The organism is Ruegeria sp. HKCCA0370 (assembly GCF_013033705.1).
GTDB lineage: Bacteria > Pseudomonadota > Alphaproteobacteria > Rhodobacterales > Rhodobacteraceae > Ruegeria.
Window position 1 is genome coordinate 22,644 of record NZ_WQEP01000008.1, and the last position, 16,831, is coordinate 39,474.

At 53.2% G+C, this 16,831-nt stretch carries 12 protein-coding genes, 1 tRNA gene and 1 pseudogene; 6 read left to right on the top strand and 8 right to left on the bottom strand.

Annotated elements, in window-relative coordinates; genetic code table 11:
* Nucleotides 1–11: 11 nt before the first annotated feature.
* On the top strand, nt 12–869 hold the full coding sequence (locus tag GOW31_RS16015; protein ID WP_171171395.1) for a DUF302 domain-containing protein: 858 nt from the start codon (nt 12–14) through the stop codon (nt 867–869).
* Nucleotides 870–1,010: 141 nt separating this feature from the next.
* Here GOW31_RS16015 and GOW31_RS16020 read toward each other — a convergent pair whose 3' ends face one another.
* The 4 genes from GOW31_RS16020 to GOW31_RS16035 all read right to left on the bottom strand — a co-directional run bounded on the left by GOW31_RS16020 (nt 1,011) and on the right by GOW31_RS16035 (nt 6,785).
* Entirely contained in the window at nt 1,011–1,643 is a 633-nt protein-coding gene (locus GOW31_RS16020) for a tyrosine-type recombinase/integrase (RefSeq protein ID WP_171171397.1), read from the bottom strand.
* 104 nt (nt 1,644–1,747) lie between these two features.
* Entirely contained in the window at nt 1,748–2,911 is a 1,164-nt protein-coding gene (locus tag GOW31_RS16025) for a site-specific integrase (protein ID WP_171171399.1), read from the bottom strand.
* Nucleotides 2,912–3,560: 649 nt separating this feature from the next.
* Nucleotides 3,561–3,806, bottom strand: coding sequence for a hypothetical protein (locus tag GOW31_RS16030; protein ID WP_171171401.1), 246 nt, complete (start codon nt 3,804–3,806; stop codon nt 3,561–3,563).
* A gap of 1,065 nt (nt 3,807–4,871) precedes the next feature.
* Nucleotides 4,872–6,785 carry a DUF3604 domain-containing protein gene (locus GOW31_RS16035; RefSeq protein WP_171171403.1) on the bottom strand — a complete coding sequence of 638 codons (1,914 nt, stop codon included), beginning with the start codon at nt 6,783–6,785 and terminating at the stop codon, nt 4,872–4,874.
* Nucleotides 6,786–7,056: 271 nt separating this feature from the next.
* Here GOW31_RS16035 and GOW31_RS16040 point away from each other — a divergent pair, with 271 nt between their 5' ends.
* Nucleotides 7,057–7,956, top strand: coding sequence for a hypothetical protein (locus GOW31_RS16040; protein ID WP_254441741.1), 900 nt, complete (start codon nt 7,057–7,059; stop codon nt 7,954–7,956).
* A gap of 198 nt (nt 7,957–8,154) precedes the next feature.
* Here GOW31_RS16040 and GOW31_RS16045 read toward each other — a convergent pair whose 3' ends face one another.
* The 3 genes from GOW31_RS16045 to gntH are packed head-to-tail and all read right to left on the bottom strand — an operon-like array spanning nt 8,155 to nt 12,445.
* The gene (locus GOW31_RS16045) at nt 8,155–9,438 is read right to left on the bottom strand and encodes a HupE/UreJ family protein (RefSeq protein ID WP_171171404.1); all 1,284 of its coding nucleotides are present in this window, start codon (nt 9,436–9,438) and stop codon (nt 8,155–8,157) included.
* Nucleotides 9,431–11,242 (bottom strand): hypothetical protein, encoded by a 1,812-nt coding sequence (locus GOW31_RS16050; protein ID WP_171171406.1) that lies wholly within the window; start codon nt 11,240–11,242, stop codon nt 9,431–9,433. Before GOW31_RS16050 ends, GOW31_RS16045 begins: the two co-directional genes overlap by 8 nt.
* A 9-nt stretch (nt 11,243–11,251) precedes the next feature.
* Entirely contained in the window at nt 11,252–12,445 is a 1,194-nt protein-coding gene (gntH, locus tag GOW31_RS16055) for a guanitoxin biosynthesis MBL fold metallo-hydrolase GntH (RefSeq protein WP_171171408.1), read from the bottom strand.
* A gap of 124 nt (nt 12,446–12,569) precedes the next feature.
* Between gntH and GOW31_RS16060 the strand changes: the two genes are divergently transcribed.
* Both GOW31_RS16060 and GOW31_RS16065 read left to right on the top strand, forming a co-directional pair.
* Nucleotides 12,570–13,139: a TetR/AcrR family transcriptional regulator gene (locus GOW31_RS16060; RefSeq protein ID WP_171171411.1), complete on the top strand. Its 570-nt coding sequence runs from the start codon at nt 12,570–12,572 to the stop codon at nt 13,137–13,139.
* Nucleotides 13,140–13,265: 126 nt separating this feature from the next.
* A pseudogene (locus GOW31_RS16065) lies at nt 13,266–14,024 on the top strand (IS5 family transposase).
* Nucleotides 14,025–14,396: 372 nt separating this feature from the next.
* Here the strand turns inward: GOW31_RS16065 and GOW31_RS16070 are convergent.
* Nucleotides 14,397–14,473: transfer RNA gene (locus tag GOW31_RS16070), tRNA-Arg, on the bottom strand.
* 115 nt (nt 14,474–14,588) lie between these two features.
* Here GOW31_RS16070 and GOW31_RS16075 point away from each other — a divergent pair.
* Nucleotides 14,589–15,614 carry a LacI family DNA-binding transcriptional regulator gene (locus GOW31_RS16075; RefSeq protein ID WP_171116833.1) on the top strand — a complete coding sequence of 342 codons (1,026 nt, stop codon included), beginning with the start codon at nt 14,589–14,591 and terminating at the stop codon, nt 15,612–15,614.
* On the top strand, nt 15,611–16,831 hold the full coding sequence (locus tag GOW31_RS16080; RefSeq protein ID WP_171171413.1) for a winged helix-turn-helix domain-containing protein: 1,221 nt from the start codon (nt 15,611–15,613) through the stop codon (nt 16,829–16,831). Before GOW31_RS16075 ends, GOW31_RS16080 begins: the two co-directional genes overlap by 4 nt.

Sequence of the window (16,831 nt, forward strand, 5' to 3'; positions counted from 1 at the left end):
AAGTAGAAAAAATGGTGAGGTTTGGCTTTGTTTTCTCGATGATTGCAACTCTATCACTTTCGACATCTGCTTTTGCACAATCTTCATCTGCCCAGACTGCGGTGGACGAAAACTTCTTAGGGCTTGAGACTGCCGTTGCCGAAGCGGGAGCTACTCCAATCGCATCGATAGATCATGCGCGCCTGGCCAAGGCCGAAGGCGTAGAAATGCCAGCATCTCGCGTACTCATTTTCTCTGTTCCAGAGATAAACACGCCCATTCTGAAAGGGAACGTGCGCGCAGGACTGGACCTTCCTTTTCGAGTTCTTTCATTCGATCAGGATGGCCGTCCGCAGATCGCATACACAGACTCTCAGTTTCTCAAAGTTCGGCATGGTCTGATCAACACCCAAGCGTTGAATGCATTCGAGAACAAGTTGCTCGATGTCCTGAACGACTTGGATGCAGCACCAGCGCCGACCAAAGGATTAATCACAAACTATGGCATCATCGAATTGCGATCTGAGCTCAGCGTGTCAGAGGCAGTGGAACGTCTCAAGACAGCCGTGATGGGACAGGACGATACTGTCTGGTTTGGGGAAATCGATTTTGCGACCGAAGCGTCCCAAGTGGGGGTGGAACTGCCGGATGCTGTTCTCTTGCTATTCGGCGGACCAGCGCCCGGTGGTGTGGCTATGGCGGACTTTCCGGCAATTGGTTTGGATGCCTTTTGCCAAAAACTATTGGTTTACGCGAATGAAGAAGGCGGCTCCGTAGTCATTTTCAATGACATCGCGGCTTTGGCGGAGTTGCACTACGGTTCTTCAGCCGAACCTCATCACGGTTTGAACAAACGGCTTACCGCAACATTTCGCACGGCAATTGAGTAGCTGCTGTTTGGAAAACGCAAAAAACCTTTGCCGATTGGCCATCTTTTCGTCGTTCGCTTTGGGCTCGAAGCGGAATATTAACGGGAGATTCCGATAGTCTGCTTGGGAGCGGCGAGCGGACGATCCCGCCCGCCTAAAAGGTTAAAGATCGATGCGTTCGGCAATACTAAGCGCGTCTTCAAGCTCGACGCCAAGGTAACGCACCGTACTGTCCACTTTGCTGTGACCGAGCAGAAGTTGAACGGCACGTAGGTTTCCGGTCTTTCTGTATATCAAAGCCGCTTTGGTGCGCCTAAGCGAATGCGTGCCGTAGCTGGACGGATCGAGACCAATTGCTGACACCCATTCCCGGACAAGCCTAGCGTATTGCCGGGTCGAAAGATGCGGCAAAGCATGCATACGACTTGGAAACAGATACCGTTGTCCATGCATATATTGAGAAGAGACCCATTGCGACACGACTTCACGTGTATTCTCCGTCACTTCAAATTGCACTGGCTTCGCAGTTTTACGTTGAACAACGGATACCCGATCGCGAATAGAATTGCCGACGGCGAGATCGTTAACCCTCAGGCGGACGAGATCGCACCCGCGCAACTTGCTATCGATGGCAAGATTGAACAATGCTAGGTCTCTCAGCTTGTTTGCAAGTTCGAGCCGAGCGCGAATGGCCCAGACTTGCTTTGACTGCAATGGCCGCTTCTGTCCGACTAGTCTGCCTTTGTTCCAAGGCGGACGACGCGTTGTGACAACGGGAAGTAGAGATTTGGACATCTTATATCTCCGTCCATTCCCTTCCGTCCCAAACATCGACACTGTGCCGACAGCTGCAGTCTAATTGCCGCTCGCGTGTCTTCAGCACAGGAAATTCTCAGGTTTCAGGAACTGCCACCGCTGATCTTCTTACCCATCACATCCGCTGCCTGCCGCAACGGGTCATCTGCGAGATGCGCGTAGCGTTGCGTGGTAGACGGGTTCGTGTGTCCAAGCAATCGACCAACTATAGGCAGACTCAGACCGCTGGAAACGAGATGCGACGCATGCGTATGCCGATTGTCGTGGATACGGTAGTCTTGAAGGCCTGCTGATGTGGTGACCGAGCTCCAAAATTTCTTCAGATCTTTGTACGGTTGGTCCGGAGAGCGTCCCGGAAACAACCAACGACTTTCAGGAGATGCCCCTGCTTTCATTGCCGCAAGCAAATCACAGGTTGCTGACGAAATCGGCAGGTGCTCTCGTCGCTTTTGCTTTGTGTGGTGCGACGGCTTTGTCCAGACCGCGCGGTCCAAATCGAAGTCTTCCCATTTTGCCTTCAGCACTTCGCCGATCCGTGCGCCTGTCAGGAGCTGCAGGCGAATAGCGTTCGCTGCAACCTGATTTGGATGCTCTGACAAAGCCACCAAAAGTCTTTGCAGCTCACCGTCTGACAACCAGCGGTCCCGCTTTTCCTCGGGGAACTTTTCTATGCCGCGCGCCGGATTGTCAGAACGCTGACCCCAGCGCACAGACAGTTCAAACATTTTCGACATAAGCGCCAGAGTGCGATTGGCTTGATAGGGCGTATCACGCATTTGATTGTGAAGCTTCTGAACATGCTGATGCGTCACTTCAATGACTTTAAGATCCCCAAGCTTGGGGAGAATGTATCTGTCCAGCATTGACCGATCATTCCGAACGCTACCTGGGCGTTTCTTCGGTTCCGCATGTTCGGTCATGTATTGCGTGGCAAGTGAGTTCACCGTTGGTGAATGCCTTAGGCTTTGAGCATCGGCGACAGGATCTGCGCCACGTACCACGTCAGCAAGAAGCGCGCGTGCTATTTCGCGGGCGGCGCCCAAAGACAAGGTCGGCCCATATCGCCCAAGTGTCTTGCGTTTCGACCGACCGGTTTGTTTGTTGCGATATTGAACTAAGAAGCTTTTGACGCCGGTCGTTTTCACGCGAAGTCCAAAACCCGGCAGACCGTCGTCCCAATATATCGTGTCCCGGTTTGTAGCTGAAAGGCGATCGACACTTGATTTTGTTAATTTGACGTTGGGCATATTGGTCTCGGACGGCTTGGGTAAGCACAAGGTAAGCAAAGTGCGGAGAATTGGGAAGGGTCTTATAGAAACCCCTGCACGCTGAAACTTTTGTTATTTAATAGAATATACTGTCCAATCGAATTGGCTATAATGCTATCGAAAATGGGCTAATAAGACTTTTAATCAGTGGGTCGCAGGTTCGAATCCTGCACGGCTCACCACTTTTTTCAAAGAGTTAGCAAGAATAGGCGAGATTTTCTCACGCCTACAGCAACCACCAAGCAACCACGCGGCATAGATTGACGAAGAAACGTGTACAAAACCGTTTTGTTGAATGTGTAGTCTTGTTCTTTCAAGTAAACACTTAAGGCATTGCTATTTTGACTATTTTTGACCACGCGAAGAGTTTTTCTAAACCAACAACGCACAGATCAGCGTTTTATTGTCGCGTGCAAATACGAACACCCTAGAACATCTCACGTTGCAGGCAAGTTGTCGCGCTGGTGTCGACTTGAAGCGAAAGGTTGGGTCTTGCTTAATGATGGGTTGGTTACCTTGAAGGTGGCACTTTGCAAACTCAGCATTGAAGTAACGCACCAATGGCTGCTAAGTGAGCAAACTTCCCACGCGGACGCAGTTCAAAAGTAGGTGGGTCCTCGTCGGCAGTTTACGCTTTGAACCGGAATTTGTTCTTGGCTTCATGCAGTTTCTTTGCGGCTCGCTGAGGATCCGCCTTAATGCTCTCTGCGAGCTTGCCTCTAACACTGTCGATAGAATCACTCAGTTCATTTTCCTGAATGCCTTCAAGTGCGGCCAATGTAACTCCAAGACCTGCCAATTGCGTCGTTATCAACCTAATATGCTGATAGCGATGCGCGCGCTTAACGCTTGTGGTGTCGATCTGGCTGCGCATTTCCAGTAGGTCATCCTCGGATGATCCAGCAACCAAGCCCTACATTGTATGGTTAGACCACCGCGCGTGGTTTCCATCGTCAAGATCAGGCTCGCAGTATCGTACCTTCTTTAAAGCCTCGGCAATGGCATCGCCGAACAAGGCATCGAACTGGGACCACGTCCTGATCTGCCAACGATCTATGGCAAGCTGTTCCCCGCAACGCGCCACACGCAGCTTTGAGACGCATCAGAAGGGTCAAATGGGGGTGTAAATACGGACATCGTCCAAGCCCGCCGACTTACGTATGCGCCGCCGCGATTTTTACAGGTCATTTCGCGGTCCACTGTCAGAAGCGCTTAATTTTATACATGGATTTCCCGGTTGACGAGGCAATTCCATCAGGATGTCATGGGCTTCTCTCGGTAGAGGAATGCGGCGGCGTCCGGTCTTGCTGCCCTGCAATTCCAGATGGTGCGACTAACATAGCCCCAGCGCAGCGTCAGAATCTCGCTGATGCGACACCCGGTGTAAATCAGCAGCAATAGTGCCGACACTCCGTCCCGCTTCCGGCGATAAATCTGAATGCCAGAAGACCAAAAGCATCTAGTCGGACACTAGGAAGACGTGACGCTCATGGTTGTTAGGTCATTGAAAATCAGGAAGTGGTATAGGGTAGTTGTGACCGAAGGGTCGTGACAATGCGTGATCTGGTCTTTGAGAATCGATTCCCCGACTGAATCACCGGCGTGGTTGCGGTCACGCGACGACGGCAATTTGGTAGAAAGAAGTCATCCAACAGAATTGGTCAGATGACTGCAACGAGCCCGAAGTAAACGGATGCTGCGCTCCGCACAAACGACGGCAACGCGCAAAAAGTTGATCTTGCAAAGAACAGCGTGCGGCCACTGCCGGCGTTACCAGCGAGCAGACGCGGTGGCATCAGAACGGGTTTGATTTGTACTGCAACAGAGCCAGAAGGTGTCCTCACGCTTTGGACGTTTCCGAGCCATTGGAACTGGTTGCCGACGTGTTCCGTGGGAATCGAAATTGCTCAAAACCAGCTTTGTCGCAATACTAGCTTCACTATTCAGCGCTGAACCAGATCGGCGATGTGTAAGCACGGTCCTGGACTTCTGCGGGAACCGCCTCGGGCAGCGGTATATCGTAGAAAGCTGCGTCTATGGTCGTCCATCGCGGCTTTGGAATTTCGATCACTCTTACATAGTAAAACGCGTTGTTGTTCGCGTCAAAATCTGGGTCTTGCCAATAACCGGCGAGTTCCACGGAACCGATTGAGTTGCTGTATGTCGCGCTTCCAATGTCTACCGTCGAGCCTACTGGTTCGTGTGCACGGCCATCCTCTCCAATCTCTCGGCCATCGGAGACGGCCACGTCGAAGACCCGCTCATGAGTTTCGCCACTCTCGTCGATCCAGCCTTTGATAATTTGGACTCGGTCGAGGTTCGCGCCGTCTGGGTCGCGCAGCGCCCGGATCAGGAATCTGGGAGAAACCCCATCCGGCGCGTTCCTAAGGTCTCCGCCCATCGGTACGCCGTTCTTATACCCGTTGGAAACAAAATCCGAGGCGTACAGATCATCGACATCAAAACTCCAGCCGCCAAAGACCCGGACTCGCATTCGCGGCCCGGTCGTAGCGTAGGCCTCTTTACGCTTGATTGCTCCGTGGACTTCCTCGCGGGTGTTTTCGCGCGCCCAAACAGCGGTGAGGCCTGCAGCCGATTCTTGCGCCGTAAGGATACGCAATGCCGGGTCTTCGGCCGGGATTACATCAAAGTTGTGACGGTTCGCTGAAGGCTCTGTGTGTTGGTACTTACCAAAGTAGTTGTCTTCCCGCGTGGTCGGGAGCGCGGTGTGCGTGTCCGTCGTGCCGTAGAAGCCGAACTTGAATGGGTTAACGCCTGTCTCCCGCTGAACTTCGAGCCCGACCTTCAAGGCAGAGCGCCCATACTCGTAGCGCAACATTTCAGGGGTCTTTGCGACGGTGCCCGAGATATTCGCAACGTCCCAGGTTTCGAAATCCGCAAACTCATCATCAGGTGACAGGAATGGGTGCGTTTCCTCGTCCCCCTTGATCTGGGTTACCTCATGCATCGGCTCCCAACGAACGCGTTTGGCGGCGTATTCCGCGTCCATAGGTGTGCCGTCGAATTTCGTAGGCGCGAACATTATTCCATTGGATATATTTCCGTTATGGGGAACAGATACTGCGCTTCCACCCGTCTCTTCTTCGTACGCAGCCAGATAGTCCCACAACGGCTCAGGGTCTTCGCTTTCAAAATAGGTAAATGGGCGGGTTCGACCGGTCTTATCGGCGCCGTCTCCGAAGATCACCACCCGGTGGAGATTGTTACCTCTCGGAGTTGATGTCCACTCGTACCCAGCCAATGATGTGAAGACGCCGGGTTCGTAGTATTCGTCGACCGTTTCCACGATTTTTTGCCAAAGGTCACCGTCCAAATCCAATCCAGCGGTCGGGTCTCGCCCTTCGATTGATGCGATTTCGATGATATCAGCGAACGCCTCCATCCGACCTTCTTGCCCGGAATTGAACCTTTCGTAGGTCAAACGACCCCACTCGTCAGCCAAAAGCCGAGGGTCAGCTGCTCGAACGGCGGTCGCAAGTCCCAACATTTCCGCGTGTTCAGTAATCGCGAGGAAATCGAGGGGCCTAATGAGTTGAACAGGTTGTCCGGTGTTTGAAGTTATCCTCTCACCGCGGGCCACGCGGAAGGCGTCGTGGACGTTCAGAGAAGTCCCAACAAGCCCTGCGTCGAATGAGATTTCAGTGTGGAAGTGAAGATCACCAAATAGAACCTGATCAGGATAAGATCGGTCGACAAACGGAGAGTAGGTCTGTGCAGGAACCACCTTATCTGGAGGTACTTCGCCTTCAAAGCCAACTGCTTGCGTTCCTAATGAAAGCGCCAAGGCGGTTGCAGCATGCAACATAATCGTGGGTTCAAAATGAGTTTTCATGACTGCCCCCCAGACAAAAAACCAAAGTAAAAGTGTATGATAAAACATGCATAAAATCAAATATTCAAGTGAGTGGGGTCCGCCGCCCCCCATCCGCGCGCGTGGACCTGTCCAAGACTCGTTTTTGAAGGACCGCTTTGGGCTGATTGCGGTACTTTGGAGCAAGAATGCAGATGGATGCAGAGTCCGCATATCAGACTTGAAAGCACTTGAACCGCTGGTTCAGGAGTGGCAACCCGAAAGGGAACCAGCGTCACTTAGGAAACGTCATATGAAAAACCTTATTCTAACGTGCTGCTTTGGAACTATTTCCCTATGTTTCACAGCGTTTCCGTTGACTGCACAGCCGCGGCTAGGTTGGGCGTATCAGGTTGATGGGCTTGCCGCTTTTCAAGGGGATGCGGATTTGAGCGGCGGTGGCGAGTTCTCTGCAAGTCGAACATTTCTTCGTGCGACCGCACTCTACAACCTGGACGGAGGAAATTCAGTTGGGCTTTCCACCAGCTTTGGCAAACTGGATTATCGCTTCAGTCAATCGAACAACCAGCCATGGGAAAACATCCGTGACCTCCGCGTCGCTGTTCCTGTGCGGCTTCGAGTGAGTGATACAGCAACTTTTTTTGTGTCGCCACAGATCAGATGGGACTATCAAAGCGGGGCCTCCTCATCTGAAGGAAGAACCCATGGTATTTTTGCAGGAATTGCTTGGCAACTGAGCGAGCGCTTGACGATAGGTCCGGCCTTTGGCGCGTTTTCTCAATTTGACGAAAGCGGTACAGATTTTTTTCCAGCCCTGCTGATCGACTGGGACATAAACGATCGCTGGAACTTGAATACTGGCTCTGGTGTCGGAGCGACGCAAGGTCCCGGACTGACACTGAGTTACGCATTGAATGACACCTTGGACATTTCGTTGACCGCGCGATCGGAAAGGATTCGATTCAGGTTGGATGGGGATGGCCTTGCCCCGAATGGTGTGGGTGAGGATAAGAGTATCCCTGTAGTTCTTTCTGTTGGGTACAACCCGAACCCTGGGGTTTCATTAAGTGTCTTTGCTGGCGCAGAATTTGACGGCCGCCTGACGCTAGATGATGCGAATGGATTGGAAATTAGTCGTCAGAGTTATGAAACAGCGCCATTGGTTGGGCTGGCGTTCAGAGTCAGGTTCTGACCACAGCATTGAGCCAGTTTGCCAGTTGTGTGCGGAGTTTTCTCGCGGCTGAGTTTACGCGTCTAATTTGTCCACATAGGGGGCGTTCATCCCAAGTGCAGCGAACGACTGCAACGAGCCTAATCTGTCTTATGCTTCGGAACAGCCGAAGTCCGCATGTCTTAGGCGACCATCACGGCACGCGCCTTCGCAATGACCCTAAGCCAACGTGGAATAAACCTCGGCAACTCGCTGAACGGTCCAAAAGCAGGCGATAGCCGCACACCCACCGGCTAAACCCACTCGCAGGGACATCCACAAACTGGAGTTCACGCGCCGACACATTATCAAGGCAGGCCAGATTGCAAGAATAATGGCAACTTGGCCAAGCTCGACGCCAAGGTTGAAAGCAAGCAGGCTTTGCCAGATGTTTGGGGATGTAACCTGCAATATCTTGTGCAACACAAAACTGAATCCAAGACCATGCAGGAGGCCAATCAGTGTCGTCAGAAGCACCATCGTGACCTCAGAACGCGCGTTGTCCTTGAAACTCATAAACGCTGCGACGGCTGCAAATATGATGGAAAGCGCGATCCCGGTTTCGACGGCAGGAACAAACCACGCGCCCGATGGCACAAACCCGAAGAACCCCAGAGACAGCGTCACGCTATGCCCAACGGTAAAACCGGTTGCACGCAGCAATAGTGCCCTGAGTGTCTGCGCTCCGATGACCAAACACACAACAAACAAAACATGATCCAACCCTTCGAGGATATGTCGTATGCCTTCCCAGACGAAACTGAGGAATCCTCCATACCCCTTCTTCTGAACCACCAATGGTTCAGTCATCAGGCCCCGAGATCGGAATATCTGAGGCGTGTCAGACGCGTAGTCGAGAATGAGGTTGGCCGTTTGGTCCTGATCCGGCAAGCCGGGGTCTAGCACGTTAGAAATGCTGTACGATTGGATCGGGCCGTCAGTGTCATAATACAGGACGAGATCGACAATCGTATCACCAACAAAAAGCGGTGGCATTAAGGCCGTTTCGGTGTCCACGGCCTGTTGAGCTTCGGCCAAAGTTGCAAATCCGGGCTCATTTCCAACGCGATGCAAGCGAACGGACTTAACTGTTCCTCTCAAGCGCTGATTGTCGACCAACAGATGCAACGCACCTTCCGCGAATTGCCCCAGCCCATTGGGATCGCTCATGAAAGCCTGCAAGTCGACAAAGTGGACTAACTGACCGTCGCTCATGGCATTGGTCGTGAATGGTGCAGCTTCCGGCAAGGCATCACCATTCTGATCACCGACCTTATCTGCAACAAGATAAGGCATGGGCGTACGCATGTAGACACGCAGACCGCCTTCGGAATGCTCGACATGCGAAATTCGAACGTTGAGGTTAAGCAAAAAATGCGCCGAGGCTGACAGCGTCAGTGACAAAAACACACCGACAAACAGAGTGCCGAAAGTAAAAACCTTTGATCTTAAATACTTATGCATTTGGATCGCGAGCCTCGATTACAGTTAATCCATCCAGCTTCCATTGCCCTGACTCAGGTATGACCTCGGCCAGCACTCGGAACGTAACCGCGCGTATATGGGCGTGCCCCCAATGACCACCTTGGGCTTTCACTGTCCATTTTGCCAGAGTTCTGAATCCACCCGGTTTAAGGGTCGGGTCAACGCGCTCTACTTTCAGGGCACTAATATCTGTAACTGTAGCAAGACTGCCTCCTGGCGTTCGGATCACGAGACCACGCTCTACCTCTGTTGCGATGTCGCCCAGAGATGCCGCCGTTACAATGTGGGCCAGCTCTGCCTTTCTTGCTGCCGGCGAAGTTTCCAGGGTCACCGTGTTCAAGTTTTTGACCATCGAGCGCAGTATGTCTTCCGCAACCTGCTGCTCAGGGGGTTCGGGCTTATTCCAGGGTAATTCCGGCAAATATCCCGAAAATACAAACGTTGCCGAAGCAGCGGCAATCATAGTAACGCAACTGGCACACTTTGCGACTTTGTCCCTGGTTAGCAGGAGAAAACCGAGTGAGACGGCGCTGATAATCCCGGCGATCAACGCCAAAGCCGGGTCCTGCCGTTTCTGCTGCTCAACTGGAATCTGAGTAACAGATGCTCTTTGGTACTGGAGCAGGTGGTTCTGCCAGTGAAACTGCGGGTCAGCAGATGAAACAGCCCCAAAAAACGGCCCTGCGATATCGTTTGAAATCGTTGCGACGCGGGAAATCTCCTCGTCAAACATATCCCATGTGACTGTCACCTGATTGGGAAGGTCTGCCGATGAGAAAGACAGGATAGCCCCGATAAACGCATTGTTCACGGACACTTCCTTTCCAGGCTCGACAACCTGATAACCCTGCGATGTCAGCTCCAGGAGCTTTGCTGTAGCGTTCGACGGTTGCACTAATTTGCCATCAATTGTCACCGGGTTACGAGAAGCCAGGAAGGACGCCGCTTGGTTTACGATCATGGCGCTACGCTGTGGCGAAAGTGTTTGACCGACTTCGGTAGTTTCACCAATCCAAGGCGCCAGTTCACGCAAGCGGATCAGCGTCTCATGCCGAACTTCACGAGGTTCGATGTAGAGAAAGGTGGATGTCCCGTCCTGCGCTTGTCGATTTAGGCTTTCAGCAGAAAAACGGCTATCCCACGGATCAGGCCAGTGAATCCTTAACTCTGCCGGCTTTGACAAGAAGCTGAAATCGGTGACCGGAACCTGTCGGTCAAAAACCTGCATCCCGATAGTCGCCAGTGGTTCACCATCCCGCGATGGAGGCATTATAGTCAGCTCGTTGGGAACTGTGTTTTGAAACGCAAAGAACACTTTGACGAACAGAACACGCGGATCTTTTGGCGGGCTGGGAACAATTTGACCCGAGAATGGATTCCGCTGACCTGCAAGTGGCGAGGCCCGGTCGATGCGTGTTCGGTATTCTAAATTTCTGATTTCAGCGTTTAGGGGCTGATTGTCCCTTCCAACAATCGATAACGCCCGACTTTCGGCTTGGGCAAAACCTTGATTGGTCTCTTTTTCAGCCTCCGGCTTACTCTCGACGAAATCCGATGACCAACCGATTGGCAACATATCAGTAAACAACGGAATATCTTCGATATAGATCTCAAGGTCGACGTAGACCCCATCGTCTTTGATATGAAGAACAGCGATGTTGGGGGCGACTTCTGATCCGTTAGTCAGAACGACATCCGCCGAAACGGCGCGTGCACCTGAGGCCATCAGGCTCAGCATCAGAAATAGTCGGCACAGATACTGCCAAATTGGAATTTTGTTCACCCCTGAACTTTAATTTTCCGGCATTGGCGGTGGCGTGTAACCCTCCCATTTTCCCGCTTTGACTTTGTCGGACGGCTCTTTTTCTTTTGAACGTTGGGCAGTGATGTACTCGTCGCTCACAGCAGGTGGCAACGCATAGTCATCAACACTCGCTTCCCGAACAACGATCTGGTCTTTGGTTACGTTGATCACCTGAAGATCCCGCGCCAGCGTAAGCGGTCCATCGTAAGTCGAACGGACACCTTCCAAGATCGCCTGATAATTTTCGGGTGAAAGAACAGAGTGATACCCCAGCGCCATGCGCGGTTCGACCGCAGACATCACCTTGCCAAAGGCCGCAGGTTCGGTATGAACGCGCGTGGCTACATAGGTCGCCTGTTTCATGTCCCAGCCAAAATACGGGGCCAAAGCGTCAGGTGGCAGAAAAGCCTCGTGAGAAGCGATATCCGCCCCTTTGGCATATTCTACATACCATTTGTTTGGGTAAGTATCTCCGCCAAAGACGTATTTCAGTCCATTCCATTCCAGAGAATAACTCACCGAGCCATCTAGGCTGTGGATAGCTGGCCAGGAACGGATAGTTACGTCGTTCTCCTGATAAACGATCTCGTTTTCCTGCATGTAATCGAATTCGGTAACTTCAAGCTTGGCACCATCATCCGGCAGCGCCCCCGTACGTGTGGCCAGATCCCAAGCATAGGCTTTTGACATGCCTTCTACATAGGCTTTGGTGCCCAGTTCATCCTCTGATCCGGACGGGCCGAAGACGCGGAGCGGAGTATATCTGCCCGAAAGCCAACTGCCAACATGAAACCCCATGAAGTCTCCAACGTGGTCGACATGCAAATGACTGAAAAAGACCTTATCGACCTTCGCAAAATCCGGTCTCAATGAAAACAAGTTTCCAGTTGCACCCGTGCCCACGTCAAACAAGAAAACGTCTCCATTGCCTAGTTCAACATAAAATGAAATCGAAACGGCAGCTTTGGTTTGGTTGGGCATCCCCGTCCCCAATGCAGTGATACGCATCTCATCCGCGCCAAGGATTTCAGTGTTGGGAAAGTATGACGCGGGATAAACACCATTTTCAATTGCAGAAGCAGTTCGACCAGTCGGCAGCACGTTTTGCGCTGAAGCGGTGCCAGCCAACGACAAACCCAATGCCAATAGTGCGCCAGTCGTGGAATTCATAATGCTATTCATTGATCCCCCCTTTTCTGCGTGGCGTTTCGGAGAGCACGATGTCGTGAACTCCCAGTCAACCATAGACTTCTCTACGGTAAGTCCATAGACTGCTCTATGTCAAACAAAGAATGCTGTAATCTGAATGTCAGAAACTATCACCCGAGCCTCACCCAAAAACGCCGCGACCAAAGAAGACTGGATATTGCTGGCTTACAAAGTCCTGAACGAGGGCGGCGTTTCCGCGATAAAAATCGTACCAATGGCAAAGCGACTGAACCTGACAAGCGGTAGCTTTTATTGGCATTTCAAAAACGTCCGTGAGCTTTTGGATGAGGTTCTCAGATATTGGGAGCAGGAACTGACTGACAAAGTGATCGCACAGGCAAAGACATTTGGCGGCCCCCCGGAAGACCGAATTCTTCTTCTTATGAAAAAGGTCATTGAAGAGGACGCCGCATTGCCTGATCACGCTGTCTCAGTCTGGGCGAATACCGATGAGAAGGCGAAAGAATCGTATCAAAGAACCATCGGCAAACGCTTCCAATTTGCCGCCTGGATGTTTGAACAGGCCGGTTTCTCGAATGAGGAAGCGAAAGCGCGTGGAAGACTCATGGTCACGTCGCTAATGGGAGACTCTTCGACTGGTCTGAAGGCGCAAGGCGATTGGGAAAAGGTCATCGAACGGGAACACGCAATTCTTGTCGGAAAGTAGAAAAAAAGTCAGGATACTAGCCAGATTAGGATGCTTGCTGGAAACGGAACACTAGTTTTACCAGCCTCATGACCCATTGGATTAAGTTATGCGGCGTGATTCACGGTTCGAAAACGAGCGATTAACATGTCTGATCACTTCTGACTAACGGACACGCAGATGGCGCGTCTTGAGCCTTTCTTCCCGCAGTCCCACGGGAAACCTCGCGTCGATGACAAGCGTGTTTTGAGTGGGATTATATTCATTAATCGAAACGGGTTAAGATGGCGTGATGCACCCAAGGAATACGAGCCACACAAGACCTTGTACAACTGTTGGAAGCGGTGGAGTGATAAGGGCATCTTCGCGGAAATGATGATGGGCCTGTCCGCCGATCACGGCGAAGAAAAGACCGTGGTGATTGATGCGACCTATCTGAAGGCGCACCGCATGGCATCCAGCCTCGGGGTCAAAAAAGGGGGCGAGGACGACTGATACACTGCCTGGCAGGCGCATCTACAGGATGCTGCCGAGAGGGGACGCACCAAAGGCGGCATGAACACGAAGCTAAATGCCATCTGTGACAGCCAGGGGCGCCCGTTGAACTTCTTTATGACCGCCGGTCAGGTCAGTGATGATACCGGTGCAAAGGCCCTGCTAAACGGTCTGCCGGACGTGGAGTGGCTGCCTGGAGATCGTGGATATGATGCCGATTGGTTCAGAGAAGCGTTACAAGACAAAGGGATAAAGGCCTGCACACCTGGTCGAAGACAGCGAAAGAAGCCCATCCGATACGACAAGCGACGCTACAAACGTCGCAACCGTATTGAGATCATGTTCGGCAGGCTGAAAGATTGGTGGTGAGTTGCAACACGATACGCCCGCTGCCCGAAGGCTTTCCCGTAAGCAATCGCACACGCAGCTATCGTCATATATTGCTTATGAGCCCTGAGGCTAGCGCTTGTAATTCCAACTCTCGAACCTTGCGAAGTTCCACCTCGCGTAACTTAGTCGTGCCGTGACTTTGTGCTAAAAACCTCCAAGGCTTCTTGTAATTTTTCGACCAAAAGGTTTGCCCGTCTCTGGATCAGTGGTGCCCTTTAGAACTTTGGGCGTAGACATCCTAACCCGCCAAGCTGTACCGGGTCCGCTTGGTTGCTCAAGGTTCCTATCATTACTCATGGCCTACTTTTCGTGTTTTAAATTCGTCGTGTAAGTCCACCACCCCCGTGACACCACGCACGCCAAATGATCACTAAAATAGAGACTTACAAAAACTGGCGACCCCGGCAGGATTCGAACCTGCAACCTGCCCCTTAGGAGGGGGCTGCTCTATCCAGTTGAGCCACGGGGCCGCGCCCCGCCTTCTGTAACCGGGAATTTCCGTGTTGTCATCGCCTTTGCACAATTGTTGTACACACCGACCTGTTCGCGCTAGCATCGGACAAAACAACTACGCAGGTGCCTCCCGTGAACAGTGAAACCAAACGCCCGCTTACCCTTCGTGATGTGTCCGAGGCTTCCGGTGTCTCAGAGATGACGGTGAGCCGGGTTCTGCGTAACAGGGGGGATGTGTCCGACGCCACCCGCACCCGCGTTCTGGCCGCTGCAAAAGAGCTGGGATATGTCCCCAACAAGATCGCGGGCGCGCTGGCATCCAGCCGGGTCAACCTGGTCGCGGTAATCATCCCCTCGCTTTCGAATATGGTGTTTCCCGAGGTGATGACCGGCATCAATCAGGTGCTGGAAGATACCGAACTGCAACCCGTGGTTGGCGTGACGGATTATCTGCCCGAGAAAGAGGAAAAAGTGCTGTACGAGATGCTCTCGTGGCGACCCTCGGGCGTGATCATTGCCGGGCTGGAACACACTGACGCGGCCCGCGCCATGCTGGATTCGGCGGGCATTCCGGTGGTCGAGATCATGGATACCGACGGCAAACCTGTCGACGCGATGGTGGGCATCTCGCATCGCCGCGCCGGGCGCGAGATGGCGCAGGCGATTCTGAAGGCCGGGTATCAACATATCGGCTTCATGGGCACCAAGATGCCATTGGATCACCGTGCCCGAAAACGCTTTGAAGGGTTTACCGAAGTGCTGGGCAAACACGGGATCGAGATCGAAGATCGCGAGTTCTATTCCGGTGGCTCTGCCCTGGCCAAGGGGCGCGAGATGACACAGGCCATGCTTGATCGGTCGCCCGATCTGGATTTTCTTTACTATTCCAACGACATGATCGGCGCCGGTGGTCTGTTGTACCTGCTGGAGCAAGGCGTGGATATTCCGGGGCAGATCGGTCTGGCCGGGTTCAACAACGTGGAACTTTTGCAGGGTCTTCCGCGCAAATTGGCGACGATGGATGCCTGTCGTCTGGATATAGGACGTCAGGCCGCGCAGATCATCGCTGAACGCCTGAAGGACCCGGAGTCCGAAATCGAGACACGGGTCACGCTGACCCCCAAGATCAGCTATGGCGATACCCTGAAACGACGATGAATGCGCCCCTGAAGCGGCTCGACAACCGGACGGCCCGCGCCGTTTTTCTGGATCGCCATGCTTTGGCCGAACAACCCGCGGGCGCGGCCAAGGGCGCCGAGCTTCTGGACCTTGTCCAGCGGTTGGGATTCGTGCAGCTTGACAGCATCAACACGGTTGCCCGCGCTCATGACATGATCCTGTTTTCCCGACGGCCTGCGTATCGAAGCGCCAACCTGAAAAGGCTATATGAAAGGGAAAAAGCGCTGTTCGAACACTGGACACATGATGCGGCCGTGATCCCGATGTCGTTCTATCCGCACTGGCACCTGCGCTTTCAGCGTGATGCGGATCTCTTGAAGGCGCGCTGGAAGAACTGGCGGCGGGATGGGTTCGAGCAACAGTTCGAGACTGTCTTGCAACACATCCGCGACCACGGGCCCGTGTGTTCGTCAGACGTTGGCAAGGATGAAAAGAAAGGCTCGGGCGGTTGGTGGGACTGGCACCCGTCAAAAACCGCATTGGAGTTTCTGTGGCGTTCCGGGGCCCTGACCGTTGTGGGCCGCGACGGGTTTCAGAAACGTTATGATCTGACCGAACGTGTGATCGAAACCCACCTGTGCCCCGGGACCATGGCCTGTGATGCGACGGCAACCGTGGATTGGCTGTGCAACGCAGCGCTGGACCGGTTGGGGTTTGCCACGTCCGGAGAGCTGGCCGCGTTCTGGGGCACGGTCACCGCCGCCGAAGCCAAAGACTGGTGTGCCACGGCGTTGGCTCAAGGAAATATCGAAGAGATCGAGGTCACTTGCGCCGATGGACGCCTGCGCAAAACCTTTGCCCGCCCTGATTTGATGGATCGGGCAACCGACTTGCCGCAACCGCCCGGTCGGATTCGCGTGCTCAGCCCGTTTGATCCCATGCTTCGGGACAGAAACCGGGCCGAGCGGCTGTTTGGCTTTCACTATCGCATCGAAGTTTTCGTTCCCGAAGCCAGGCGCACATATGGGTATTACGTCTTCCCCTTGCTTGAAGGCGATCGATTGATCGGCCGGATCGACATGAAGGCGCATCGGGATCGCGACCTGCTGCATGTCAAAGCGCTCTGGCCCGAACGCGGGGTGCGCTGGTCTAACGCCCGCAGCCGACGCCTGAACGCCGAGCTGGACCGGGTGCGCCGGCTGGCAGGCGTAACCCAGGTGGAATTTGCAAGGGGCTGGCTGAAAGACCCTAAATAG